This is a genomic window from Streptomyces caeni (assembly GCF_042678285.1).
GTDB lineage: Bacteria > Actinomycetota > Actinomycetes > Streptomycetales > Streptomycetaceae > Streptomyces > Streptomyces caeni.
The window spans coordinates 61,951-85,794 of the sequence record NZ_JBHUDX010000005.1 but is presented as its reverse complement, the minus strand read 5'-3'; the positions used below and the strand labels follow the sequence as shown (position 1 = coordinate 85,794).

Here is a 23,844-nt window from a genome sequence, read left to right as displayed (position 1 = left end):
CCGGGCGTCCCTACTGTGCGTCTCAGCCGGGCGTCCCAGCCGGGCGTCCGCACCGCTCTTCTCGCCGGGGCGCCTACCAGCGGTCCTCGACCTGCTCCCTGATCCGCCGGTCGTACAGGCTCTCGATCGCGTCGAGCGTGTCCTGCGGCAGCCGGGGCAGTCTCGCGGCCGCCGCGTTGGCACGGGCCTGGTCCGCCGAGCGGGCACCGGGGATCACCGTGGTCACGCCGGGCTGCTGAATGATCCAGGCGAGCGCCAACTGGGCCGGGGTGAAGCCCTCCGGGGCGAGCGCGGAGAACTCGGCCGCCGCCTCCACGCCCGTCGCGAAGTCGACGCCCGAGAAGGTCTCCCCCTGGTCGAACGCCTCGCCATGGCGGTTGAAGGTGCGATGGTCGTTCGCGGCGAACACCGTGTCCTTGGTGTACTTGCCCGACAGCAGGCCGGAGGCCAGCGGCACGCGGGCGATGATGCCCACGCCGGCCTCCCGCGCGGCCGGGAGGACCCGGCGCAGCGGCTTCATGCGGAACGGGTTCAGGATGATCTGCACGCTCGCCACGTTCGGGCGGGCGATCGCGGTCAGCGCCTCGTCGCACGTCTCCACACTGACGCCGTACGCGGCCACACGCCCCTCCTCGACCAGCGTGTCCAGGGCGTCGTACACCTCGTCGGAGGAGTAGACGGGCGTCGGCGGACAGTGCAGTTGCACCAGGTCGATACGGTCGGCGCCGAGGTTGCGGCGGGAGCGGTCGTTCCAGGCGCGGAAGTTGTCCAGGACGTAGTTCTGCGGGATCTGCTCGACGCGGCGGCCCATCTTGGTCGCCACCAGGACGTGCAGGTCCGGCCTGCCGTGCAGGAAGGCGGCAATGGTCTGCTCGCTGCGCCCGTCGCCGTACACGTCCGCGGTGTCGAAGAAGCTCACCCCCGACTCCGCTGCCGCCTCCAGCACCTCGTGGGCGTCCTTGTCGTCCACGGTGCCCCAGTCCGCGCCCAGTTGCCACGTACCCAGGCCGATGACCGACGCGTGCTGCCCCGACCTGCCGAATTCTCGCTCTTCCATGCCGCCAGTCTGTCATCCGCGTCCGGTCGCGCACGCCACTGCCCTGCCGCGCGCCCCGGCTACATTGGTGGCCACCGACCGAGGAGCCACCGCATGCCCGCCCGTCCCCGCCTCCTGTATGTGACCGACCTCGCCTACCAGGCGCGTGGGCGGCGCTACTGCGACGAGGACATCGCACTCTCCTCCCGGCTGCGCGCGGACTTCGGCATCGCGCTGTGCCACCCACTGGACGCGGCGGCACTGATGGACGGCTTCGACGCGGTCGTGGTCCGCAACAGCGGCCCCGTGCTGCACTACCGGAAGGAGTACGACGCCTTCCGCGCCCGGGCCACCGCCCGCGGCACCCGCGTGTACAACCCGCTGACGGGCCGGGGCGACATGGCCGGCAAGCAGTACCTGCTCGATCTGACCGCGGCCGGCCACCCGGTGATACCGACCGCCGGCCGGCCGGAGGACCTGGGGCGGCTGCCCGAGTCCGCCGTGTACGCCGTCAAGCCGAAGTCCGGTGCGGACTCCATAGGTCTGCGGTTCGTGCCGCGGGACCGGCTGGAGGACGTCGCCTGGGGTGATGTGCTGGTGCAGCCGCGCATCGACTTCCGCTACGAGGTCTCGTTCTACTACGTGGACGGCGTCTTCCAGTACGCCCTGTACGGCCCCGACCCCGGCCGGCGCTGGGTCCTTGAGCCCTACGAGCCCGCCGAGGCCGATCTCGCCTTCGCCCGGCACTTCATCGACTGGAACACCCTCGACCACGGCATCCAGCGCGTGGACGCCTGCCGCACCCGGGACGGCGGGCTTCTGCTGGTGGAGCTGGAGGACCTCAACCCCTACCTGTCCCTGGACCTCGTCCCCGGCCGGACCCGCGACGCCTTCGTCGCCGCCATGACGGCGTCGCTGCACCGGTTCCTGGAGGCGCGGCCGCGCGCCTGAGTGCCCGGTTCAGGTCCGTGCGCGGCTCTCCAGCCGCAGCTCGACCTCGATCTCCTGGTCGCCGGAGACCGCGCCGACCTGGTGGACGACGAAGGTCTCGTCCAGGGCTCGCCGCAGCCGCTCCACCGCACGCGGCTCGCCCTGCAGCTCGGCCGTCACCTGTCCCGACAGGGGCGGCGGCGGTGCCGTCCGCCCAAAACGGCCGGGGGCGGCCGACGTGTCGAAGGTCCCGGTCCACATCGTGGGCCGGACACCCGCGGTCTCGTGGGGCGCGTCGTCCAGGGACCGGTCCGAGCCGAAGCGCCGGCACAGCTCGGCGAACAGGCTCCCGGCGTCGGCCGCCGAGCAGCCGCTGACCACCACCTCGACCTGGGGCACATGCGATACGGGCGAGCTCACGGCCGCTCCTCTCCGTCGATGGCCGAGGCGGGTACCCCGCCCCCCGGGGCCCCATGCTCGACGGTACGGCGGAGGTGGTCCTTCCGCCTCTCGGAGCTCTGCCCCTGGTCAGCGGCGTGGTGAGCTATGTTGAGAGTCCTCGGGACACAAAGGGAGGCGGTCCGGTGTCATCGCCGCAGCAGGCACGCGCGCAGGCAGCTGCCATCACTGCCGGCAAGACGGTCCCGGAGGCGGGTGCCGCTCCCGCCTCCCAGCTCAGAGAGCTCTTCGACGGACCGCATCTGTCCCCGGGGCACCGCAGGATCGCCCAGTACCTGATCGAGCACATCACCGAGGCCGCGTTCCTGTCGATCACGGACCTGGCCGAGCGGGTGGGTGTCAGCCAGCCCTCGGTGACCCGTTTCGCCGCGGCCGTCGGCTTCAGTGGCTATCCCGCGCTGCGGGAGAAGCTCCAGGCCATCGCCCTGAGCTCACTCGGCAGCCCGAGCACGGTGGCGGAGCACCGCAGCAACGAACTGCAGGCCGCGGTGGACGCCGAGATCGAGAACCTGGAGAACCTGCGCCGGGACTTCGCCGATCCGGACCAGGTCATCCGCCTCGGACGGGAGCTGTCGGCGTCGACGCCGCTGACCGTGATGGGCCTGCGCATCTCCGCCTCACTCGCCGAGTACTTCGCGTACGGGGCCCGGCGCATCCACCCCGACGTGCGGCTGATCACGCGCGGCGGCAGTGTGGCCTACGACGCGCTGCTCCAGTCCCGGGAGGCGGGCGGCACCTGGGTACTGGCGTTCGGGATGCCCCGGCACGCCCAGGAGAGCCTGACCGCGGTGCGGGTGGCGCGCAGCGCGGGGCTGAAGGTCGCCCTGGTCACGGATCTGGGGCTGGGCCCGCTCGCCGACGAGGCCGACGTCGTCTTCGCCACCGGCACCGGCTCGCGCCTGGTGTTCGACTCGTACGCCGCCCCCGGCCTGATGGCCGCGGCCCTGCTGCAGGCCATGACCGACGCCGACCCGGAGCGGACCCAGGCCCGCCTGGAGGAGTACGAGCAGATCGCCGACCAGCACCAGTTCTTCCTCAAGGACTGACCCTGACCCACGGTCATAAATCCGGATCCTTCCCGCCGAATCGACCGTGAATTTTTTCATGTCCTTGCATATCCGCCGGTATATATAAATACTTCTCGCGGATCGTGAACCGGGCTTCCCCTCCCGGTTTCACACCCTACGGACAACCGGGGCCGTCCGCTCCTACCCACGGGCGCCGGCGTGTCCGTGGCGGCGGCTCCGGCCCTCCCCTGGGCCGGACCCGCCCCAGAGTTGCCGTACACCCTGAGCCGACGTGACCCGGAAGCGAAGATCATGGCCTTGATGACGTACTCGCCGATCAGTTCGGACTGGCCGTGCCAGGTCAAGACACCCGGCAGCTACGACTGGGAGCGGTCGGCGGCCAAGTGGCTGCGCGAGCTCGTGCCCGCCCGCTACGCCAGCTACCCGGCTCTGATCCGCCATCCCGTGCTGCTCGCCCGGCACGCGCTGATCCAGGTGCAGAACGAGGTGCGGGTCGCCCGGATCGCGCTGCAGACGGCCCGCACGGAGCTGCCCGCGCTCGGCCTGCCCGAGTCCGTCATCGAGCACACGATCAAGATGTACGCCGCCGAGGTGATGCAGCTCCAGCACATCGCGCGCAGCGTGCGGGCGGTCAGCCAGGCCCTGGTGGAGAGCAGCACCGCGCGCGCCGCTCACTGACGGCCGGGCGCACCGCCACTCTCCCACGACCACGCCGGGCATTCGGCCCAGCGCGGGCACGGTCCCCTGCGGAGCGGGGCATCCGTAGGACAGGACGACTCCCACGGACGCCCGGAGCTGCGCATGGACACCACCACCTGGACAGCGCTCACCGTCGTCGCGGTCCTCGCGGCCGTCGTGCTCGGCGTCGCGCTGGTCCTGCTGCTCAGGCTGGTCCGCACGCGCCGCGACCTGCGCCGCGCCGGACTGCCGACCGGACCCCGCTGGGTCTTCTGGGGCGCGGTCCTGTACCTGGTGCTGCCGGCAGATCTGCTGCCCGATCCCGTCTATCTGGACGACATCGGCGTTCTGCTGCTCGCCCTCAGGTCGCTGCGCGCCGCCCTCCCCGCACGGGAACCAGGGCACGGCGACCGCGCGTTGTCCGACTGAAGGGCGGCGGGGCGCGTGGCCGCCGGCCCCACGACAGCGGCGCCAACTGGCGGGCGGCACCATGATCGAGCTGGTTCCCGGGGGCAATCTGCTCCTGCCGGACGGCCCCCTGGCACTCAGGGTGCCGGGGCCCTTCGACGTCTCCGCACTCGTCACGGACGCCGGCAAAACGGTGCGCGGCGACGCGGACTTCGTGTTCTACAACCAGCCCTCCGCGCCAGGGGTCCGCCTGCGCGGGGGCGAGCTCACCGTGCGTCCGCCCGCCCTGCGGGCCGGGGCGGAGCGGGTCACCGTGGTCGTCAGCCCCGCCGACCCCTCCGTGCGCCTTGCCGCCCTGCCCCCGCCGACACTGCACGTCCAGCAGGTGGGCGGCCGTGATGTCGCCCGCTTCACACCGCCGCGCCCGCAGCGGGAGACCGCGCTGCTGCTCGCCGAGCTGTACCGGCGGGGCACGGGCTGGAAGCTGCGGGCGCTGGGCCAGGGGTACGCGGAGGGCCTCGCGGGCGTGGCCCGGGACTTCGGGGTGGAGGTGGCGCAGGACGCGCCGGCGGTACCTTCGCCCGTCCCGCCCCGGCCGTCGCTCCCGCCGCCCGACGGCTTCCTGGCCCTCGTCAACTCCGCGCGCGCCGGGGCCGGCTCCCCGTCCGTGTCGCTCGACGCACGGCTCGCCACGGCGGCACACGCCCACGCCGCAGGCATGGCCGCGCGCGAGGCCCTCTCCGCCGAGAGCGCCGACGGCACCTCCGTGCACCAGCGGATCACCGCGGGCGGGTACGCGTATCTGGCGGTCGCCGAGCACCTGGTGTCCGGTCCGCGCACACCGGCCGACTTCGTGGCGTACTGCCTCTTTGACGGGCGGTCGCGCCGCACCCTGTGCGCACCGGAGTTCGTGCACACCGCGGTGGCGTACGTCCCCGGGCCCCGCTCCGGCACCATGTACTGGACGGCGCTGTGGGCCCGGCCGTTCACGCCGGCCGGACTGGCGCGTACATCCGACGAGGTGATCGCGCTGACCAACGCCGAGCGGGCCGCCGCCGGTCTGCCGCCGCTGGCCGCGGATCCCGTCCTCACGGCCGCCGCCCAGGCGCACTGCGACGACATGGTGGCCCGCGGGTTCTACGCGCACACCTCGCCCGACGGCCGCGAGCCCTGGGACCGTGCGGCCGCCGCGGGCTCCCGTCACCGCACGGTGGGGGAGAACATCGCCTGCGGCCAGCGCACCCCCGCCGAGGTCGTCCGCGGCTGGATGGACAGCCCCGGACACCGCGCCAACATCCTCAAGCCCGCGTTCACCCACCTGGGCGTCGGTTTCGCGGGCGGGGGCCGGGCCGGCACGTACTGGACCCAGTTGTTCGGCGGGTGACGGCACCGGGAGACCCGACGGTGTTCAACTCTTCGGTGAACACGGCTACATGTGTGGGTCGTCATCGCCCTTCCCGCGGATTGTGAGGCGTACGGTGCCGGACTTCTCCACCAGGACAGGGGCCGCGTTCGTCACGGGCGGCACCGGCGGCATCGGCGCGGCGGTCGTGCGTCTGCTCGCCGAGCGGGGCAGTGACGTGGCGTTCACCTACCGCGCCAACCGGGAGGCGGCGCGGGCCCTGTCGAGTGAGCTGGAGCGGTACGGGCGGCGCGTCCTCGCGCTCCCGCTGGACCTGGGTGACGAGTCCGCCACCGCACGCGCGGTGACCGAGGCCGCCCAGGCGCTCGGCGGAATCCACACACTGGTCCACGCGGCGGGCCCGCATGTGCCGATGGTGCATCTGAGCACCGTCTCGCCGGCGCGGTATCGCGCCCAACTCGACGCGGAGGCCGTGGCGTTCTTCAACCTGGTGCACGCCGCGCTGCCGCGGCTGCGGGACAGCCGGGGCAGCGTCGTCGCCGTCACCACCGTCGCCACCCGGCGCTTCCCGGTGCGCGACGGACTCTCCTCGGGCACGAAGGGCGCGGTCGAGGCGGTGGCACGGGCGCTGGCGGCCGAGGAGGGTCGCTACGGCGTGCGCGTGAACTGCGTCGCGCCCGGCATGCTCACGGACGGCATCGCGGCCCGGCTCACGGCGACCGGCGAACTCGACGAGGCGGCGCTGGCCGTCACCCGGCGCAACATTCCGCTGCGCCGCTTCGGCACCGCGACGGACATCGCGGAGGCCGTCGCCTTCCTGGCCTCGGACCGGGCCGGATTCATCACCGGGCAGGCCCTGGGGGTGGACGGGGGGTACAGCGTCTGAGGCGGCACCCCACCGATACAAGAATCCGCCCTAATATGGAACAAACTTCTCAAGTGTGATCGAGGGCACCGTGTCGGCCGACAGTATGGCCCTGACCTCGTATCCGTTCGGCACCGCGAGTCCCGGCGGGGCGCCCGAGCGCGACGACGCGCTGGTCCGTGCCGTCATCAGGGCCGTGGAGGTGACCGGTGCACACGCCGGAAGCGCGTTCCTGCTCTCCGACGACGGCCGCTCGCTCATCCTGAGCGCGGCGTGCGGGGCACCCCCCTCGCTGCTCGGCGGCTGGCTTCGGATCCCGGTGAACAGCGGCATTCCGGTGGCGGAGGCGTACCGCTCCGGGCGCATGGTCCACCTGGCCGACGCCGAGGAGACCATGCGGCGCTTCCCCCAGCTCTCGGTCGCGGTGCCCTACGCGTTCGGCAGCGCCACGGTGCCCGTGCGAGCGGGCGGCCGGGCCCTCGGATCGATGAGCGTGGTGTGGACGCCCAGGCCGGGCGGGGCGGGGCTGTCGAGAACACGGCGCCGGCAGCTGCACTCCACCGCCGACCGTCTGGGCGTCACCCTCGCCGCACTCGGCGCCCGCGGGGCGCTCGGCGAGAGGAAGACTCCGCTGGTGGTTCCGGTACCGTCCGCTCCGGTGATCCGGGTGGGCCTGTTCGACTGGAACCTGTACACCGGGACCCTGACGGCCGACGACGAGTTGTGCGCGATCTTCGGGGTCCCGCCCCGCGAGTTCGACGGACGGGCGGCCACCCTGGCTGCCCGGATCGAGCCCGCGGACCTTCCCGGTTTCCGCTCCGCCGTCCGCGCCGCGGTCGAGGAGGACCATGTGCTCGCGCACTGCCTGCGCGTCCGGGACGGCGGCGATCAGCGCACCGTCGAGCTGTGGGGCCGGCTGCCCGGCACCCGGGGCCCGCGGGCGGCGCCCCATCTGGTGGGCGCCGTGCTCGACTCCGGAAGCGGCCTGGCCGCCGTCGCGGCCATCGAACGGCTCACGGACGGCTTCTTCGCGCTGTCCCCGGACGGACGCGTCGCCTACGCCAACCACAGCCTGGAGGACCTGGCGCAGGTCCGCCAGGAGGAGCTGCTCGGCCGGTGCCCCTGGGACGTCCTGCCCTGGCTGGCCGATCCCGTCTACGAGGACCGTTTCCGGGCCGCCGTGGTCTCCCAGCGGCCGGTCTCCTTCCTGGTCCGCCGGCCGCCCGACGCATGGCTCCTCTTCTCCCTTCACCCGGGCGAGCAGGGCATGACGGGGTGGGTGGCCCCCATGCGGCAACCGGTGCCGGCCGGGACCGGGCCGGGGACGCCCGTCGCGGAGGAGGACCGGCCCGTCGCCCCGTCCCCTCCGCCCGCGGCCCCGCGGCTGGGTTCGCTCTACCGCGTGCTGCAGCTGGGCAGCGCCCTCACCAAGGCGGTCACCGCGCACGAGGTGTGCGATGCCGTCGCCGAGCAGATGCTCCCCGCCTTCGGCGGTCAGCGGCTGGCGATCTTCGTGGTGGAGGAGCGGCGCCTGCGCCTGCTCGCCCAGGACGGCTACCCGCAGGATGTCCTCGCCCGGTTCGACGGCACCCCGCTGCACGCCCGGCTTCCCGCGACGGACGTGCTGACGTCCGGGGCACCGCTGTTCGTCGAGTCGCGGCGGCAGCTCTTCGACAGGTATCCCGGGATCCCCGCGGGCGGCTCCGGGTCCTGGGTCTTCCTGCCGCTGATCGCCTCCAACCGCCCGGTCGGCACCTGCGTCCTCGGCTTCGACGGCGCCCGCCGGTTCCCCGACGAGGAGCGGGGAGCCCTCACCGCCCTGGGTGGCCTGATCGCCCAGGCCCTGGAGCGCGCCCGGCTCTACGACGCCGAATTCGCCCTCGCCCGCGGCCTGCAGAACGCGCTGCTGCCCCACCGGCTGCCCGCGCTGCCGGGCCTGCGCGTCACCGGGCGCTATCTTCCGGGCACCAGGGGCATGGACATCGGCGGCGACTGGTACGACGTCATCCCCACCGGGGAGGACGTCGCGCTGATCGTCGGGGACGTCGAGGGCCACAACGTCGCCGCCGCGGCCGCCATGGGCCAGCTGCGCAGCGCGGTACGGGCCTTCGTCACCGCCGGCCACCAACCGGGCGACGTGGTCGCCAGCACCAACCGGCTCCTCCTCGACCTCGACCCCGCCCTCCTCGCCAGCTGCTGCTACATCCGTCTCCACCCCCGCTCGGGGGTGGCCCGCACGGTCCGCGCGGGCCACTGCCCGCCCCTGCTGCGCCTGCCCGACGGCCGCGCCGAGGTCCTGGACGTGCCCGGCGGCCCGCTGCTCGGCGTCGCGGAGGCGGCCGACTACCCGGAGTCGGAGCTGCGTCTCGTGCCCGGCTCGGTCCTGGCCCTGTACACCGACGGGCTGGTCGAGACGCGCGACGCCGACATCGGCACCGGGATGGACCGGCTGCGGGTCTCGCTGGCCCACACGGGCGAGGAGCGCCTGGAGGACCTCGCGGACGCACTGCTGCGGGACGCCCGCCTCTCCCCCGACCGGGCGGACGACATCGCCCTCCTGCTCGCCGAGTACGTCGCGGCCCCGGCGTGAACGTCCTGCGCAACCGTCCGCGGCTGCGGCCCCGGTGTGGCCGCCGGCCCGTGCGCCGGTCGCGGTCCGGCGGCTGCGCGTGCCCTGCGACGCTCAGCCCTCCGTGCCGCCCTGGTGATTGGGGCGCCGGTGCGGAGGCTGCTCCGGTGCAGGCCGCGGGCTGACGGGCGGGATGCCGCGGCCGGCCGGCTTGTCGGGGTCGAGCGTGAGCGGTTCACCGTGATGGCGGATCGTCAGCGGCTCCCCGGCCACCACCGTGTACGTGGCCGCCGTGCGGCCGATGTCCACCCGCAGGCGGCGGCCCAGCAGTTCCAGCGTGAAGGCGAGGCGGCCCAGCCTCTCCGGCAGGCGCGGCGCGAACGCGATCTGCGCCCCGTGGTGGCGCAGACCGCCGAAGCCCGCGACGAGTGCCATCCACGTACCGGCGAGGGACGCGATGTGCAGGCCGTCACGGGTGTTGTGCTCCAGGTCCTCCAGGTCCATCAGCGCGGCATCGTGCAGATAGTCGTAGGCGAGCCCGAGATGGCCCGCCTCGGCCGCCAGAACCGCCTGGCAGCAGGCCGACAGGGACGAGTCCCGCACGGTGAGGGGCTCGTAGTAGGCGAAGTTGCGCGCCTTGTGCTCGGCGTCGAAGAAGGGGGCGCAGGTGTACATCGCCAGCACCAGGTCCGCCTGTTTGATCACCTGCTTGCGGTACAGGTCGAAGTACGGGAAGTGCAGCATGAGCGGGTACTGGTCGGGACGTGTCGCGGCGAAGTCCCAGCGCTGGTAGCGGGTGAATCCGGCGTGCTGTTCGTGCACGCCCAGTTCGTGGTTGTACGGGACGTGCATCGCCTCGGCGGCGTCGCGCCAGGCCGCGCTCTCCTCGTCGTCGACACCGAGTTCCTGCGCCCGGCGCGGATACCGCTCCACGGCGTCGGCGGCGGCCAGCAGGTTCGCGCGGGCCATCAGATTGGTGTAGGTGTTGTCGTCGGCGACCGCGCTGTACTCGTCCGGACCCGTCACCCCGTCGATGTGGAAGGCGCCGTGATGGTCGTGGTGACCGAGCGAGCGCCACAACCGGGCCGTCTCCACCAGCAGTTCGACGCCGGCGTCGCGTTCGAAGCGCGTGTCGCCGGTGGCGGCGGTGTAGCGGACGACGGCGTCGGCGATGCCGGCGTTCACATGGAACGCCGCGGTGCCGGCCGGCCAGTACGCCGACCCTTCCGAGCCCTCTATGGTCCGCCACGGGAACGCCGCCCCGCTCAGACCGAGTTGCACGGCCCGCTCCCGGGCGGCGGGCAGCGTGTTGTGCCGCCAGCGCAACGCCTCGGAGACCGCGCCGGGCGAGGTGTAGGTGAGCAGGGGCAGCACGAACATCTCGGTGTCCCAGAAGGCATGGCCGTCGTATCCGGAGCCGGTCAGTCCCTTGGCGGGAATCGCGCGCTGTTCGGCGCGTGCCCCGGCCTGCAGCACATGGAAGAGCGCGAAGCGGACCGCCTGCTGGATCTGTTCGTCGCCGTCCACCTCGACGTCCGCACGCGCCCAGAACGCGTCGAGGTAGGCCCGCTGCTCGGCGACCAGACCCGACCAGCCCACACTGCTCGCGGCCGCGAGCGCCGCGTCCACCTGGTCGCTGACGGCAGGCAGTGAGCGGGTGCCGGACCAGCCGTGGGAGACGAACTTCCGCACCCGCAGCCGCTCGCCCGGCGCCAGGACGGAGGCGACGGTGAGACGGGCGAGGTCGCCGGTCGCCTCACTCTCGGTCGTGGTCGGCTCGGGGCCCTCGACGACATGGTCGGCGGCGGCACCGACCCTGAGCCCGCTCCTGCGGGTGCGGTGCACCAACCGCAGCCGCCCGTTCTTCGCGAAGTGCTCCTCCGCCTCCAGAGGCGAGTCGAGGACGACGGCGGCGCGGGGATCGCCGTCCCGCGAGGGCAGTTGCTCGTTGGCCACCAGTTCCGACTGGACCACGACCCGGGCCGGCCCGCCGACGGCCTCGACCTCGTAGTCGACCGCGGCGATGGCGCGCTGGGTGAAGGAGACCAGGCGCGTCGAGCGCACACGGACGGTCGAACCCGCCGGAGAGGTCCACTCGCAGGTACGGGTGAGCAATCCGGCACGCAGATCGAGGACGCGTTCGTGGGAGCGGAGCCGGCCGTAGCGCAGATCGAAGGGTTCGTCGTCCACGAGCAGGCGGATGATCTTGCCGTTGGTGATGTTGATGATGGTCTGCCCGGACTCCGGATACCCGTATCCCGCCTCCGCGTAGGGCAGCGGATGGATCTCGTGGACGCCGCCCAGGTAGGAGCCCGGCAGCCCGTGCGGCTCCCCTTCATCGAGGTTGCCGCGCCAGCCGACGTGCCCGTTGGACAGCGCGAACACGGACTCGCTCTGCGGCAGGACGTCCAGGTGCAGTCCCCGCTCGCGCAGCGACCAGGGCTCGACCGCGTACGACGTGTGCCTGATCACGCCCACTCCCCCAGCTCCGCGAGATCGCGTACGACGATGTCGGCACCGTGGGCGCGCAGGGCGTCCGCCTGGCCGACGCGGTCGACGCCGACGACGTACCCGAAGTGGCCCGAGCGTCCCGCGTCCATCCCGGCGAGCGCGTCCTCGAAGACGGCTGCGGCCCGCGCCCGGACGCCGAGTTCGTGGGCCGCGGCCAGGAACGTGTCCGGGCGCGGTTTGCCCGGCAGATGCCGTTCGGCGGCGACGAGCCCGTCGACGCGCACGTCGAAGAGGTGCTCGGCGCCGATCGACCGCAGGATCTCGCGGCAGTTGGCGCTGGAGGAGACGACGGCCGTGCCCAGGCCAGCGGCGCGCACCGCCTCGATGTAGCGGACCGTGCCGTCGTACGCCTCGACGCCGCGGGTCCGGATCAGCTCCAGGAGCAGCTCGTTCTTGCGGTTGCCGACGCCGTGGACGGTCTCCCGGCCGGGCGGATCGCCGGGGGCGCCCTCGGGCAGACGGATGTCGCGGGAGGCGAGGAAGGTGCGCACGCCGTCGGCGCGGGGCCGCCCGTCGACGTACTCGTCGTAGTCGGTGATCTCGTCGAAGGGCCGGTAGGCGGGTCCCTCCCGGCGGCGCAGGAAGTCGTCGAACGTCCGCTTCCACGCGGCCGCGTGGACGACGGCGGTCTTGGTGATGACCCCGTCGAGGTCGAAGAGGCAGACCTGGATGCCGTCCGGCAGACCGAACTTCGTCATGGGTGACACTTTCCCCCAGTCCTCTCAGGACCGCCGCCCCCGCCTGCCGGGGTGCGCGCGGCCGAGCGCGTGCAGGTGTTCCAGGGCGTCGAGGACCACTGTACGGTCGTACCAGGCCAGCCATGCGCCTGCCTCGCCGCCGATGACGTCGAGCGCCTTCGACTGCGCCCGGGCCAACCCGCGCAGGGGGCGGTCCAGATGGGCGGAGACCACGCCCACGCACACGCCCGACGCACCGGTCAGCGGAACGCTGTGGCAGGCACGGCTGCCCGCCCGCAGGATGACTTCGCGGGCCGGTTCGGTGAAGACCGGATCGGTCTCCACCTCCTGGACGGTGACCTGGGTGACGTCGCGCGCGGCCAGCGCGCAGGAGGTGCCCTCCTCCCCGACGTGGCCGAAGTACTCGGTGAACTCCGGGCCGAGGCCGGTGTGCCTCTCCATCCGCAGGCCGCGCCGCGTGCGGTCGGCCGTCTGCACATTGCCCATGTCCGCGTCGACGACGGCGAGGGTCTGGCTGAGCACCGCGCCGAGCAGGGCGCCCCGGTCGCCGTGGCCGACGCGCCCGGCGCGGTCGAAGGTCAGCGGTGGTGGTGTGTGGCGCACCCGCCGCGGGAACCACAGGGGCTCCCGGGCGTCGGGGGCCGGCGAGGCCGTGAGAGCGCTCGCGAGGGTGTGCATCTTGACGTTGCACTGCTGGGAGGTGCGCCGGAGCAGGGCGAACGCGCTCTCGGCGTCCGGCAGTGCGTAGCGTTCCCGCAGCATGCCCTGTGTCTCGGAGATCAACGGGTGGGTGCGCATCCGGGCCCGCAGATGCCGTACCTCGGCCCGCAGCCGCTCCAACTCCGAGTCCTCACCCTGCTCCCGCGACCGCGACTCACTCATAGGACGCTGTGATCCCTCCCGTGCTCTCGTGCCGCGCCCGGTGCGCGACGTTGTTCCCTCAGCGCGCCTTCCCCACGCCGCCCCGCCTACACGGACGCCGTCGGCGGCCCTCTCGCCATCCGCCGCGGCCTCTGCTCCAATGGCGAGGACCCGGCCGGACCCCGGCGGGCCGATCACCCACCACCCTCGCAGCGAGCGGCGACCACGCATGACCTTCGACGACCTCCTGAAGCGGGCCGCGGCCCTGGTGCGCCCCGGCCACCGAGTGATCCTCGGCATCACCGGCAGCCCGGGAGCGGGCAAGACGACGCTCGCCGAGCAGGTGGTGCGGGCCCTCAACGGCGACGGGCCGGACTGGGCGGCGCACGTCCCGATGGACGGCTTCCACCTGGCCGACGCCGAACTGGAGCGCCTGGGCCGCCGGGACCGCAAGGGCGCGCCCGACACGTTCGACGCGGCCGGGTACGCGGCGCTGCTGCGGCGGCTGCGGGAGGAGGACACCGAGACCGTGTACGCGCCGGGCTTCGAGCGCGTGCTGGAACAGCCGCTCGCGGGGGCGGTCCCGGTGCCGCCGGCGGCCCGGCTGGTCGTGACGGAGGGCAACTACCTGCTGCTCGACCGGGGTGCCTGGGCGCGGGTGCGCCCGCACCTCGACGAGGTGTGGTTCTGCGAACTCGGCGAGGAGGAGCGCATCCGCCGGCTCGTCGCCCGCCACGAGGAGTTCGGCAAGGACCATGACGCCGCCGTGGCCTGGGTGCGGGGCACGGACCAGCGCAACGCGGACCTGATCGCGGCGACGCGGGACCGGGCGGACCTGGTGGTGCCGGCGACGGCGTTCCCACCGGCGGCGAGCGCCCCGTCCTAGGGGTGTTTCGAAAGTCCTGTGCGGTGCCCGCGGTGTCCGGTGCGTGCTCTCGGCGTGCCGGACGAAAGCCCTCGTACTGGACGTACCTGGGGTTTCGGCCGGTGCGGCGAGTGGGGGTGCCCCCTGCTCGAAGAGCCTGGGGGAGCGTGCCGGGCGCCGTGGGTGCTGTGCGGGACTTTCGAAACACCCCCTAGAGCGTGGTGCGGGACTCGAGGTCGCGGCGGGTGTCGTCGCCGTACACGCCCGTCTCGTCGCCTCGGATGCCGTACCAGAGCTGGAAGCGGGCGACGGCGGCCGCCAGCGTGGCGTCGTAGCGGCCGTCGGTGGGGCCGTGCTCGTACACGTTGGGGATGTGCAGCAGACGCTTTTGAAGCTCGGTCACCTCTGGGCCGCTGTCGCCCTCCCGGAGGGTGCCGGCGCCGTCGGGGTCGGTGTGCTGCCGCTGGGCGGGGACGCTCGCGGCGGACGGCCCGGGAGGCGGGGCGGCGGCGCGGTGTGCGTTGCCGCCGCCCCCCGCCCCGGGCAGGAGTAGCGCGGCGCCGAAGCCGATGAGGGCGGCCGCGGTCACCCCGACCGTGATCGCCGCGCGGCGCAGGGTGAGTCCGTCGTCCGCGGGCCGCCCGCGCCGGCCCGGGGCGTCGTGACGGCGGGGGCCGCGGGCGGGCGGAACGGGCGGCAGTTCCTCCGTCGCGTCCTCGGCGGTCGCCGGGGCCACATGCACCACGATCGGTTCGTAGACCGGATCGGGGGCACTCTCGCGCTCGCGCAGTTCCCTCACCAGCTCGGCCAGTGCCTCGGTACGGCGGCGGCGCAGGACATAGGTGGGTTCCAGTACCGGGCGCCGCACCGGCTGGTCCTGCTCGGGCGGTGTCGACACACTGCTCTCCTTCCGTGCCCGCGGTCTCCTGCCGTCCCCGGGGAGTGATACGTGGGGGCGTGCCACGCGGTTCACCGGGAGCCCCGGTCGTCATACGGTCCGGCGCCCGCGGCCGGACGGCGCGCACGGAGGCCGCGGCCGCTGATCGCGGCATGAGCCCGCGCGTCCCCGGCGGCCTCCGTACAATTTGAGGCCGAACGACCGGCCGGCCGCGGATGCCGGACGGTTCCGGGGAAGCGACCGAAGGAGAACCCGTGTCCGGCCAGCGATCCATCACCGAAGCCGAGAACCTCGCCGCGGCGAAGCTCGGCGGCATCCCGGTCCGGCGGGAGCGGATGGCGGCCGTCGCCAACATCTACCGGGCCGCGTCGGCCGTGCGTCAGCACCTGGAGAACTCCGTCCTGCGGGAGTCGGATCTGACCTGGACGGCGTTCGTCGTGCTGTGGGTGGTGTGGGTGTGGGGCGAGTCGGAGACCCGGCACGTGGCGGAGGAGGCGGGGATCTCCAAGGGGACGCTGACCGGGGTCGCGCGGACCCTGGAGTCCCGGGGCCTGGTGCGGCGCGCCGCCCACCCCTCCGACGGCAGGCTGGTCCTGCTCGGCCTCACCGACGAGGGTGAGGAGCTGATGCAGCGGGTGTTCCCCGCCTTCAACGACGAAGAGGCGTTCGTGACGGGGCAGTTGAGCGATGCCGAGTGCCGGTCGCTCGCGGAGGTGCTGCGGCGCGTGGTGCTGCAGGTCGAGGAGCGGGGCGAGGAGCGCCGTCGCGCCCTGCTGAACGGTGCTGAGCCGGCACCACGCCGCAGCGGACGCCGCCCCAAGGTGTGAACCGGCCGGCCTTCCCGTGCCCGGTGCCGGCCGGCCTTCCGGTGCCCGGCGCCGTGTCCGGTGCCCGGTGCCGGTGCCGGGCGGCCTAACGGCGTGTGCGCGCGGCGCGTACCAGGGCGTCGAACAGCCCCCGCTGGGCCGGATCCCGGTCCGCGGTGTCCTCCGGATGCCACTGCACGGCCGTGAACCAGCCCGGGGCGCCCGCAAGTTCGAGACCCTCGATCGTGCCGTCGGCGGCTGTGGCGGTGACGGCCAGTCCCGTTCCCGGGCTCTGCACCCGCTGGTGGTGGTAGCAGGACACCTCCGCCTTCTCCGCGCCCAGGGCCCGCTCCAGCAGCGTGCCGCGCGTGATCGACACCGGGTGCACGACATCGCGGTGCTCGTGCTCCGGACCGCCCATGTCCTGCTGAAGGGTGCCGCCCAGGCAGACGTTGACGACCTGGAGGCCCCTGCAGATCGCCAGCAGCGGCAGACCCGACTCCAGCGCCAGGCGGGCGACGCCGAGGTCGAAGGCGTCCTGGAGGTCGTCCACGTCGTAGACGGAGCCGTGGGTGGCGGTGGCGCCGTAGCGGTGCGGGGCGACATCACCGCCGCCGGGGAGCAGGACGCCGTCGAAGCGGGCGAGCCGGGTGGCGACGTCGGTGGCCGCGGGGTCGGCGGGGTGGATGGCCACGGGTTCCCCGCCGGCCCGCCACACGGCCTCGGCCAGGGCGCGGGCGGTGACCTCGGCGGCGTACCGCAGCGCGGAGGCGGTCACCGAGAAGCGGGCGGGGATCGCTATCAGGGGGCGCGTGGGGGTACGGGTCACAGCTGGATCCAGGTGGTCTTGAGTTCGGTGTACTTCTCCAGGGCGTGCGCGGACTTGTCGCGCCCGTTGCCCGACTGCTTCGTGCCGCCGAACGGCACGGTCAGATCGCCCTCCTCGTAGCAGTTGACCCATACGGTGCCGGCCTTCAGGGCGCGGGAGACGGTGTGGGCGGTGGACAGGTCGGAGGTCCACAGGCCGGCCGCCAGGCCGTACTCGGTGGCGTTGGCGAGGCGCACCGCCTCGTCGAGGTCGTCGAAGGTCAGCACGGACAGGACGGGGCCGAAGATCTCCTCACGGGCCAGCCGCATCGCCGGGTCCACCCGGTCGAAGACGGTGGGCTGCAGGAAGCTGCCGCCGGACTCGGCCCGGGCACGGGCGCCGCCGGTGCGCAGCCTGGCTCCCTCGTCGACGCCCGTGGCGACGTGGCCGAGGACGCGTGCGAGGTGGCCCTCGCGGGCCAGGGCGCCCATCTCGGTGGCCGGGTCCAGCGGGTCGCCCACGCGCAGCTGCCTGGCCCGGTCCACGACGGCGTCGGTGACCTGGTCGGCGACGGAGGAGTGCACCAGCAGGCGGGAGGGGGCGGTGCACATCTCGCCCTGGTTGAAGAAGATGCCCCAGGCGGCGGTTGCCGCGGCCTTCTGCAGATCCGGGGCGTCGGGAAGGATGATGTTGGGCGATTTGCCGCCCAGCTCCAGCCAGACCCGCTTGAGGTTGGAGTCGGCGGCGTAGCGCAGGAAGTGGCGGCCGACGGCGGTGGAGCCGGTGAAGGCGAGCACGTCGACGTCCGGGTGGAGGCCGAGGGCGCTGCCCGCGGTCGGGCCGTCGCCGGTGACGACGTTGAGCACACCGGGCGGCAGGCCCGCCTCCGTGCCGATGCGGCCGAGCAGCAGCGCGGACAGCGGCGACCACTCGGACGGTTTCAGGACCACGGTGCAACCGGCGGCGAGGGCCGGGGCCACCTTCCAGGACGCCAGGGTCAGCGGGAAGTTCCAGGGCACGACCGCGCCGACCACGCCCGCCGGCTCCCGGGCGACCAGCGCCAGGGAGTCCGGTGCGGTGTGCGGGGACTCGTCGGTGAGCTTGTCTGCCAGCTGCCCGTACCAGCGGAAGGTGGTGATGGCGGCGCGCAGTTCGATGGCGTAGGCGTCCGTGATGGGCTTGCCCATCTCCAGGCTGACGGTCAGCGCCAGTTCCTCACGTCGTTCTTCGAGCAGATCGGCGATCCGCAGCAGCACCCGGCCGCGGTCGGCGGGCGCCAGGCGCGGCCACGGCCCGGAGTCGAAGGCGCGGCGCGCGGCGGCGACGGCGAGGCCGACCTCGGCCCGCCCCGCGTCGGCGACCTCGGCGAGAACCTGGCCGTCGCGCGGTGAGACCACCGCGAACGAGGCCCCTCCCCCGGCCTCGCCGGTCCCGTCGATGTGGTGGTGCACGGGCGGGTCGAGGGCCTTGGCACGCGCCAGCAGTTCGTCATGGGTGACGTCTTGCACGGTGTTCCTCGTGTGGGGTTCGCAGGGAGGGGGCCGGCCCCGGTGGGAGCCGGCCCCCGTGGAGGTGTGGGTCAGCGGGCGGCGGCCCGGGCGTGGACCACCCGCGCCGCCCCGGCGCCCGCGAGCAGCACCGCGGGCACGCTGAGGGCGAGCCAGGTGGCCGTGCTCGCCTCGCCGCCGATCAGGGTGGTGAAGTTGGCGAGGATCAGCCAGATCGCGCCCGCGATGCCGAGGGCACCGAGGGCGGGTGCGATCACGGTGTTCCAGGGCCGGGTGTCCAGACGCTCGCGCCGGAAGAAGACGATGACGGAGGCGGAGGTCAGGAAGTACAGGAGCATGCAGGCGAGGACCCCGACACCACTGAACCAGGAGAAGAGCGTGAGGACCGGGTCCTTGCCCGTGGCCGCGAACGGCATGACGAGGAGGACCGCGATCGCGGTCTGCACGAGGCCCGCCGCCCAGGGGGAGTGCCGCCGGTTGAGCGACCGCAGCCCGCGGGGCAGCAGCCCTTCGCGGCTGAGGGAGAACAGGTAGCGGTTGGCGGAGTTGTGGAAGGCGAGGACGCCCGCGAAGAGGGAGGTGCCCAGCAGGACGGGCAGCACGTCGTTGACCCAGCCGCCGAACTGGGCGGCGATGGGCGCGAAGACGAAGACGGTGGAGTCGCCGCCGGCCAGCGCCCGGCCGGCCGCCCCCGTGACGCGGGAGGCCCCGTACGCGGAGACGAGCATCCAGGACGTGAAGGCGAAGAACCCGGTGACGACGACGACCGACAGATAGGTGGCCCGGGGGACGGTCCGGCGCGGGTCGCGGGCCTCCTCGCCGTAGATGGCGGTGGCCTCGAAGCCGAACATCGAGGCCACGGCGAACATCAGCGCCACACCCGGCGCGCCCTGGAGCACCGCGCTCGGCGAGAAGGTGCGGGCGACGCCGAGCCCCTCGGGTCCACCGCCCTTGACGAGGGTGACCACGGCGAAGGCGAGCAGGATGGTGAACTCCACGAGCACGAACACCGCGAGCACCTTGGCGCCGATCTCGATGCCGGCGGCGCCGAGCACCTGCACCACGGCCATGGTCACCAGGGCCCAGATCCACCAGGCCAGGTGCACGCCCGCGTAGTGGGCCACCAGGCCGCTCACGGTCGCGCCGTACAGTCCGTACATCGCGGCCTGGACGGCGCAGTAGGCCAGCAGGGCGACGGCCGCGCTGCCGCTGCCCGTGGTTCGCCCCAGGCCCTTGCCGATGTAGGCGTAGAAGGCGCCCGCGTCCACCACGTGCCGGCCCATGGCCACGAAGCCCACCGAGAACAGCAGGATCACCGCGCCCGTGACGGCGTACGCGGCGGGGGCGCCGGGGCCGTTGCCGAGGGCGACGGCGATGGGCACGGCGCCCGCGATGCCGGTGAGCGGCGCCTGGGCGGACAGGACGAAGAAGAGTATGCCCAGGACACCCAGGGCGTTGCGCTTGAGGGATCCCGCGGTGCGGGGGTCCTGTGCGGTCCGTGGTACTGCGCCGACCGTCTGACTGTCCACTCGGATCACCTGCTGAGGAGGAGGGAGGATTTCGTTAGGAGCCAAACGAGTTGCCCCATCGTGAGCTGGAACTATCCATCTGGCAAGGGGGTCGGGCGGCGGAATCCGCGGGATTCCGTATTTATTACGGAGCTGAGACCTGAATGACATCCGGTCCGCCCGCACGCCCTGCGCGACGCGGGCCCGCTTCCGCTCCTGCCATGCGAAAACCCCCGCCGCGCGGGCGGCGGGGCGGCGGCCCGGCGGATCAGTCGCCGGGCTCGGTAGCCCGTTCGCCCAGCCCCCGCAGCAGCGACCGCAGCTCGGTGAGCGCCGCCTCGGTGTCCTCCCGGGCGTCGATCCCGGTCAGGTGGTACAGGACGAGTCCGTCCAGCGCGGCGAAGACCAGCCGGCACAGGGCGGGACCGGCGCCCTGCGGGAGGATCCGGGACAGCTCGCGTTCGGTGGCGCCGAAGTACTCGTCGTACAGGGCGCGCACCTGCGCCAGCAGCTGCGGCCTGCGCCGCGCCTCGAGCAGCAGCTCGTACTGGAACGCCTGGCTGTCCGGGTCGCTGTCGACCATGTGGGACAGCCCGGTGGCGAAGTCCTCCGGGCGGCCGGTGCCGGGTTCGATCAGACTGCTGCTCAGGCTGGTGCGCACGGAGTACGCCAGCGCCTCCTCGATCAGCGCGTCGCGCGAGCCGAAGTGGTGCACGACCAGCCCGTGTGTGACGCCCGCCTCCTCGGCGACGGCCCGGTAGGTCAGATGGCGCAGCCCGCGCCGCCCCACGACCCGCACGGCCGCCTTGAGCAGCGCCTCACGCCCCTCCCCGTACCCCAGCCGCCTGCGGCCCCGGGGGCCGGGACGCGGGGTCTCGGTGGATTCCGTCATGCCGGCGACCCTACCCGGCGCCCGTCCGGCGGCGCAGGGCGCCGGTGCACACCGCCCCACGGGGCGCCTCAGCGCCGCGGGGCGCCTCAGCGCCGCGGCGGGCGGATTCCGCGGAACTCCCAGTCGCCGCCGAGCGCCGTGGACACAACCTCCTCCGACTCGGTGGGCTGGGCCCCGACATCGGCGCGGACGGGTACCGGACCGGTGACGATGCGGTTGCTGAGCCGGCCCAGGCCCTCGACCTCGACCTCGACCACGTCACCCGGACGGACGGGGCGGGAGTTGGCCGGGGTGCCGGAGAGGAGGACGTCGCCGGGGTACAGGGTGATGGTGCGGGCGATGTCGGCGACGAGGTAGTGCATGTCCCACTGCATCTCGTCGGTGGAACCGTCCTGGACGACCTCGCCGTTGACGTACGTCCGCAGCCGCTTGCCGTGGAAGTCCCAGCCGGTGACCAGACCGGGGCCGAGCGGGCAGAGGGTGTCGGAGCCCTTCACCCGGAGCATGGAGCCGGCGTCGGTGTCGCGGAAGTCGTGCAGGCCGTAGTCGTTGGCGACGGTGTAGCCCGCGATGTGATCCCCCGCCTCGTCGGGGGAGATGGTGCGCGCGGTCCTGCCGATGACGATGGCTACCTCGCCCTCGTAGTTGAGCCACTTGCAGCCCTCGGGGCGGACTACCGCGCCCCGGTGGGAGTTCAGTGACGAGACCGGCTTGTGGAAGTACGTGGGGGTGTCGGGCAGGTCGATCCCGAACTCCTCCACCCGGCTGCGGTGGTTGAGGTGGACGGCGATCACCTTGGAGGGGACGACCGGAGGCAGGTGCCGGGCCTCCTCGGCCCTGACACGGCGGCCGTCACCGGCGACGAGTTCGTCGCCCTCGGCGGTGACCTGGACGACCGCCCCGTCGAGGAGGATGCGGCGGTACTCGGGCATGTCAGGCTCCCTGGGGGCGGTGGGCGGATACGGGCAGACCGGTGCCGGTCCAGCCGCCGGCCGGGCGGTCGAACCAGAGGTGGACCTGGCCGGTGCCGATGGAGTTCTCGTACTCGCCGTACTGGCGGGCCGTCGCGACGCAGGAGTGGCCGCCGAGGGCGCCCGCCATCATCAGGTAGTGGAAGAAGCGGGCCTCCGGCTTGAACTTCGAGAACTCGTCCATGGTGTCGAGGACTTTGTCGTGGCGGCCCTCCTTGAACCAGGCGATGCGCTCGTAGTCGGCCTCACGGGCCTCGGGCGTGAAGATGTGGACCGGGTCGCTGGCCTCGTGGTCGCGCAGTTCTCGCAGCGGCCAGAAGGTGTGCGACAGCGCGCCGGAGGCGATGAGGATCACCCGCCGTCCCGGGACGGCGGCGATCCCGTCCGCGAGGGCGCGGCCGAGGCGGAGATGGTCCTCCGTGTCGCCGGTCTGGCACACGCCGATGGTCACCCACCGCTTGCCGGGCAGGCCCTCGCCGAGGAACTTCCACAGGTTGATGGTGGCGTAGTACACCGGCAGGTACTCGTCGTCGATGGCAGTGATGTACGTGCCGTGCCGGTCGGCGAACGAGGCGATGCTGTGGGCCAGTTCGGGATCGCCGGGGTACTCGTACGGCATGCGGCACATGCCGCGCGGCAGCTCCTCGGAGGTGAACAGGCCCGCACGCCGGTGCTGCGCCGTGACGACGAACTCGACGGTGGTCGCCCAGTGCGAGTCCAGGACGACGACGGTGTCGTAGTCGTCGCGTTCGAAGACGTCCCTGCGCAGCTGCCTCAGGCCGGTGACGAGGGTGATCTCCTTGCCTTCGTTCAGTTCCAGGCGGGTCTGCTCGGGCAGCACGATGGTGGGGACGTGCGCCAGCAGGCCCGCCCCGACGATCTCACCCATGGTCCTTCCATCCCTTCGGGGCGGTGACGGTGTTCTTCAGGTCGCAGTAGAAGTCGAAGCTCCAGGTGCCGCCCTCGCGGCCGACGCCGGAGTGCCGGGAGCCGCCGAAGGGCGCCCGGAGGTCGCGGACGAAGAAGCAGTTGACCCAGACGGTGCCCGCGACCAGCTGTGCGCCGACGCGTTCGGCCCGCTCGCGGTCGCCGGTGACGACGGTGGCGGCGAGGCCGAAGCGGGTGTCGTCGGCGAGGCGGACGGCTTCGTCCTCGGTGGCGAAGGTCTGCAATGTCAGGACGGGACCGAAGACCTCCTCCTGGACGATCTCGGAGTCCTGCGCCACGCCGGTGAGCAGGGTCGGCTCGTAGTACAGCCCGTCCCTGCGGCGGCCTCCGACGACCGCCCGCGCCCCCGCCGCGACCGCCCGCCGCACGAAGCCGTCGATCTTCTCCAGCTGGCGGGGGTGGATGACGGGCCCGATGTCGGTGGCCTCGTCGCGCGGATCGCCCTGCGTCAGCCGCGCCGCCCGCTGCGTGAAACGGCGCGTGAACTCCTCGGCGACCGGCTCCTCGACCAGGATGCGGGTGGCGGCCAGGCACACCTGCCCCGCGTTGTCGTACTGCTCCACGGCGAGGTCGGCGGCGAGGTCCAGGTCGGCGTCGGCGAACACCAACAGGGGCGACTTGCCGCCGAGTTCGAGGCTGAGGGGGGTGAGGTTGGCGGCCGCCGACGCGGCGATGCGCCGGGCGGTCGGCACCGATCCGGTGAAGCTGATCCGGCGCACGTCCGGGTGCGCGACGAGGGCGCTGCCCGCTTCGGCGCCGTAGCCCTGCACGACGTTGAGCACGCCGGCGGGCAGGCCGGCCTCGGCGGCGATGTCGGCCAGCAGCGAGGCGGTCAGCGGGGACCACTCGGCGGGCTTGAGGATCACCGTGTTCCCGGCGGCCAGGGCCGGGGCGACCTTCCAGGTGGCCAGCATCAGCGGGGCGTTCCACGGCGTGATCAGCACACAGGGGCCTGCCGGGTCCCAGCTCACATGATTGGTGTGGCCGCGCGTCTCGAAGTCGTCGTGGTCCAGCGTCAGCAGCCGGTCGGCGAAGAACCGGAAGTTGTGGGCGACGCGGGGCATCACGCCCCGGCGGTGTGAGCGCAGCAGTGCGCCGTTGTCGGTCGTCTCGACGATCGCCAGCTCTTCCAGGCGCTTGTCGACGCCGTCGGCGACGGCGTGCAGGAGGCGGGCGCGTTCGGCGCGGGGCGTGGCGGCCCAGCCGGGGAAGGCCGCCTTCGAGGCGGCCACGG

The 23,844-nt window shown here is 73.1% G+C and carries 21 protein-coding genes and 1 pseudogene (1 of these 22 only partly in view); 9 read left to right on the top strand and 13 right to left on the bottom strand.

Features of this window, described 5'->3' with window-relative positions:
- Nucleotides 1–73: 73 nt before the first annotated feature.
- A complete protein-coding gene (locus ACFSL4_RS02730) occupies nt 74–1,057 on the bottom strand; it encodes an aldo/keto reductase (protein WP_381077904.1) in 984 nt (327 codons plus the stop codon).
- 93 nt (nt 1,058–1,150) lie between these two features.
- Here ACFSL4_RS02730 and ACFSL4_RS02725 point away from each other — a divergent pair, with 93 nt between their 5' ends.
- The gene (locus ACFSL4_RS02725; protein WP_381077902.1) at nt 1,151–1,987 is read left to right on the top strand and encodes an ATP-grasp domain-containing protein; all 837 of its coding nucleotides are present in this window, start codon (nt 1,151–1,153) and stop codon (nt 1,985–1,987) included.
- 9 nt (nt 1,988–1,996) lie between these two features.
- Here ACFSL4_RS02725 and ACFSL4_RS02720 read toward each other — a convergent pair whose 3' ends face one another.
- Nucleotides 1,997–2,386 (bottom strand): hypothetical protein, encoded by a 390-nt coding sequence (locus tag ACFSL4_RS02720; protein WP_381077899.1) that lies wholly within the window; start codon nt 2,384–2,386, stop codon nt 1,997–1,999.
- A 164-nt stretch (nt 2,387–2,550) separates the two neighbouring features.
- Between ACFSL4_RS02720 and ACFSL4_RS02715 the strand changes: the two genes are divergently transcribed.
- The 6 genes from ACFSL4_RS02715 (at nt 2,551) to ACFSL4_RS02690 (ending at nt 9,357) form a co-directional block, all read left to right on the top strand.
- Nucleotides 2,551–3,471 carry a MurR/RpiR family transcriptional regulator gene (locus tag ACFSL4_RS02715; protein ID WP_381077897.1) on the top strand — a complete coding sequence of 307 codons (921 nt, stop codon included), beginning with the start codon at nt 2,551–2,553 and terminating at the stop codon, nt 3,469–3,471.
- Between the two features lie 273 nt (nt 3,472–3,744).
- Complete coding sequence (locus ACFSL4_RS02710) at nt 3,745–4,131, top strand: hypothetical protein (RefSeq protein ID WP_381077894.1); 387 nt, start codon at nt 3,745–3,747, stop codon at nt 4,129–4,131.
- Nucleotides 4,132–4,254: 123 nt separating this feature from the next.
- Nucleotides 4,255–4,560, top strand: a complete 306-nt coding sequence (locus tag ACFSL4_RS02705; protein WP_381077892.1) for a DUF1232 domain-containing protein — start codon at nt 4,255–4,257, stop codon at nt 4,558–4,560.
- A 61-nt stretch (nt 4,561–4,621) separates the two neighbouring features.
- The gene (locus tag ACFSL4_RS02700; protein ID WP_381077889.1) at nt 4,622–5,923 is read left to right on the top strand and encodes a CAP domain-containing protein; all 1,302 of its coding nucleotides are present in this window, start codon (nt 4,622–4,624) and stop codon (nt 5,921–5,923) included.
- 94 nt (nt 5,924–6,017) lie between these two features.
- On the top strand, nt 6,018–6,788 hold the full coding sequence (locus tag ACFSL4_RS02695; RefSeq protein ID WP_381077886.1) for an SDR family NAD(P)-dependent oxidoreductase: 771 nt from the start codon (nt 6,018–6,020) through the stop codon (nt 6,786–6,788).
- A 55-nt stretch (nt 6,789–6,843) separates the two neighbouring features.
- Nucleotides 6,844–9,357, top strand: a complete 2,514-nt coding sequence (locus ACFSL4_RS02690; protein WP_381077884.1) for a SpoIIE family protein phosphatase — start codon at nt 6,844–6,846, stop codon at nt 9,355–9,357.
- A gap of 93 nt (nt 9,358–9,450) precedes the next feature.
- Here ACFSL4_RS02690 and ACFSL4_RS02685 read toward each other — a convergent pair whose 3' ends face one another.
- Genes ACFSL4_RS02685 through ACFSL4_RS02675 form a run of 3 tightly spaced genes read right to left on the bottom strand, consistent with a single transcriptional unit; the run spans nt 9,451 to nt 13,427 of the window.
- Complete coding sequence (locus ACFSL4_RS02685) at nt 9,451–11,808, bottom strand: glycoside hydrolase family 65 protein (RefSeq protein WP_381077881.1); 2,358 nt, start codon at nt 11,806–11,808, stop codon at nt 9,451–9,453.
- Nucleotides 11,805–12,545 (bottom strand): beta-phosphoglucomutase family hydrolase, encoded by a 741-nt coding sequence (locus tag ACFSL4_RS02680; RefSeq protein ID WP_381077878.1) that lies wholly within the window; start codon nt 12,543–12,545, stop codon nt 11,805–11,807. Before ACFSL4_RS02680 ends, ACFSL4_RS02685 begins: the two co-directional genes overlap by 4 nt.
- Nucleotides 12,546–12,569: 24 nt before the next feature.
- The gene (locus tag ACFSL4_RS02675) at nt 12,570–13,427 is read right to left on the bottom strand and encodes an ANTAR domain-containing protein (protein WP_381077875.1); all 858 of its coding nucleotides are present in this window, start codon (nt 13,425–13,427) and stop codon (nt 12,570–12,572) included.
- 208 nt (nt 13,428–13,635) lie between these two features.
- Between ACFSL4_RS02675 and ACFSL4_RS02670 the strand changes: the two genes are divergently transcribed.
- The gene (locus tag ACFSL4_RS02670; RefSeq protein ID WP_381077873.1) at nt 13,636–14,292 is read left to right on the top strand and encodes a nucleoside/nucleotide kinase family protein; all 657 of its coding nucleotides are present in this window, start codon (nt 13,636–13,638) and stop codon (nt 14,290–14,292) included.
- Nucleotides 14,293–14,482: 190 nt separating this feature from the next.
- On the opposite strand, the gene ACFSL4_RS02665 is transcribed toward ACFSL4_RS02670, so the two are convergent.
- Nucleotides 14,483–15,169, bottom strand: a complete 687-nt coding sequence (locus ACFSL4_RS02665) for a peptidoglycan-binding domain-containing protein (protein ID WP_381077870.1) — start codon at nt 15,167–15,169, stop codon at nt 14,483–14,485.
- Nucleotides 15,170–15,423: 254 nt separating this feature from the next.
- Here ACFSL4_RS02665 and ACFSL4_RS02660 point away from each other — a divergent pair, with 254 nt between their 5' ends.
- Complete coding sequence (locus ACFSL4_RS02660) at nt 15,424–15,996, top strand: MarR family winged helix-turn-helix transcriptional regulator (RefSeq protein ID WP_381077868.1); 573 nt, start codon at nt 15,424–15,426, stop codon at nt 15,994–15,996.
- A gap of 85 nt (nt 15,997–16,081) precedes the next feature.
- On the opposite strand, the gene ACFSL4_RS02655 is transcribed toward ACFSL4_RS02660, so the two are convergent.
- The 7 genes and pseudogenes from ACFSL4_RS02655 to ACFSL4_RS02625 all read right to left on the bottom strand — a co-directional run.
- Entirely contained in the window at nt 16,082–16,804 is a 723-nt protein-coding gene (locus ACFSL4_RS02655; protein WP_381077865.1) for a gamma-glutamyl-gamma-aminobutyrate hydrolase family protein, read from the bottom strand.
- Nucleotides 16,801–18,291: an aldehyde dehydrogenase gene (locus ACFSL4_RS02650; protein ID WP_381077862.1), complete on the bottom strand. Its 1,491-nt coding sequence runs from the start codon at nt 18,289–18,291 to the stop codon at nt 16,801–16,803. Before ACFSL4_RS02650 ends, ACFSL4_RS02655 begins: the two co-directional genes overlap by 4 nt.
- 71 nt (nt 18,292–18,362) lie before the next feature.
- On the bottom strand, nt 18,363–19,820 hold the full coding sequence (locus ACFSL4_RS02645) for an APC family permease (protein ID WP_381077860.1): 1,458 nt from the start codon (nt 19,818–19,820) through the stop codon (nt 18,363–18,365).
- Between the two features lie 247 nt (nt 19,821–20,067).
- Nucleotides 20,068–20,691: a TetR/AcrR family transcriptional regulator gene (locus ACFSL4_RS02640; protein ID WP_381077858.1), complete on the bottom strand. Its 624-nt coding sequence runs from the start codon at nt 20,689–20,691 to the stop codon at nt 20,068–20,070.
- A gap of 86 nt (nt 20,692–20,777) precedes the next feature.
- On the bottom strand, nt 20,778–21,623 hold the full coding sequence (locus ACFSL4_RS02635) for a fumarylacetoacetate hydrolase family protein (RefSeq protein WP_381077855.1): 846 nt from the start codon (nt 21,621–21,623) through the stop codon (nt 20,778–20,780).
- Nucleotide 21,624: 1 nt separating this feature from the next.
- On the bottom strand, nt 21,625–22,551 hold the full coding sequence (locus tag ACFSL4_RS02630; RefSeq protein ID WP_381077852.1) for a 3,4-dihydroxyphenylacetate 2,3-dioxygenase: 927 nt from the start codon (nt 22,549–22,551) through the stop codon (nt 21,625–21,627).
- A pseudogene (locus ACFSL4_RS02625) lies at nt 22,544–23,844 on the bottom strand (aldehyde dehydrogenase) (it continues 173 nt past the right edge of the window). The gene ACFSL4_RS02630 and the pseudogene ACFSL4_RS02625 overlap by 8 nt, the downstream one beginning before the upstream one ends.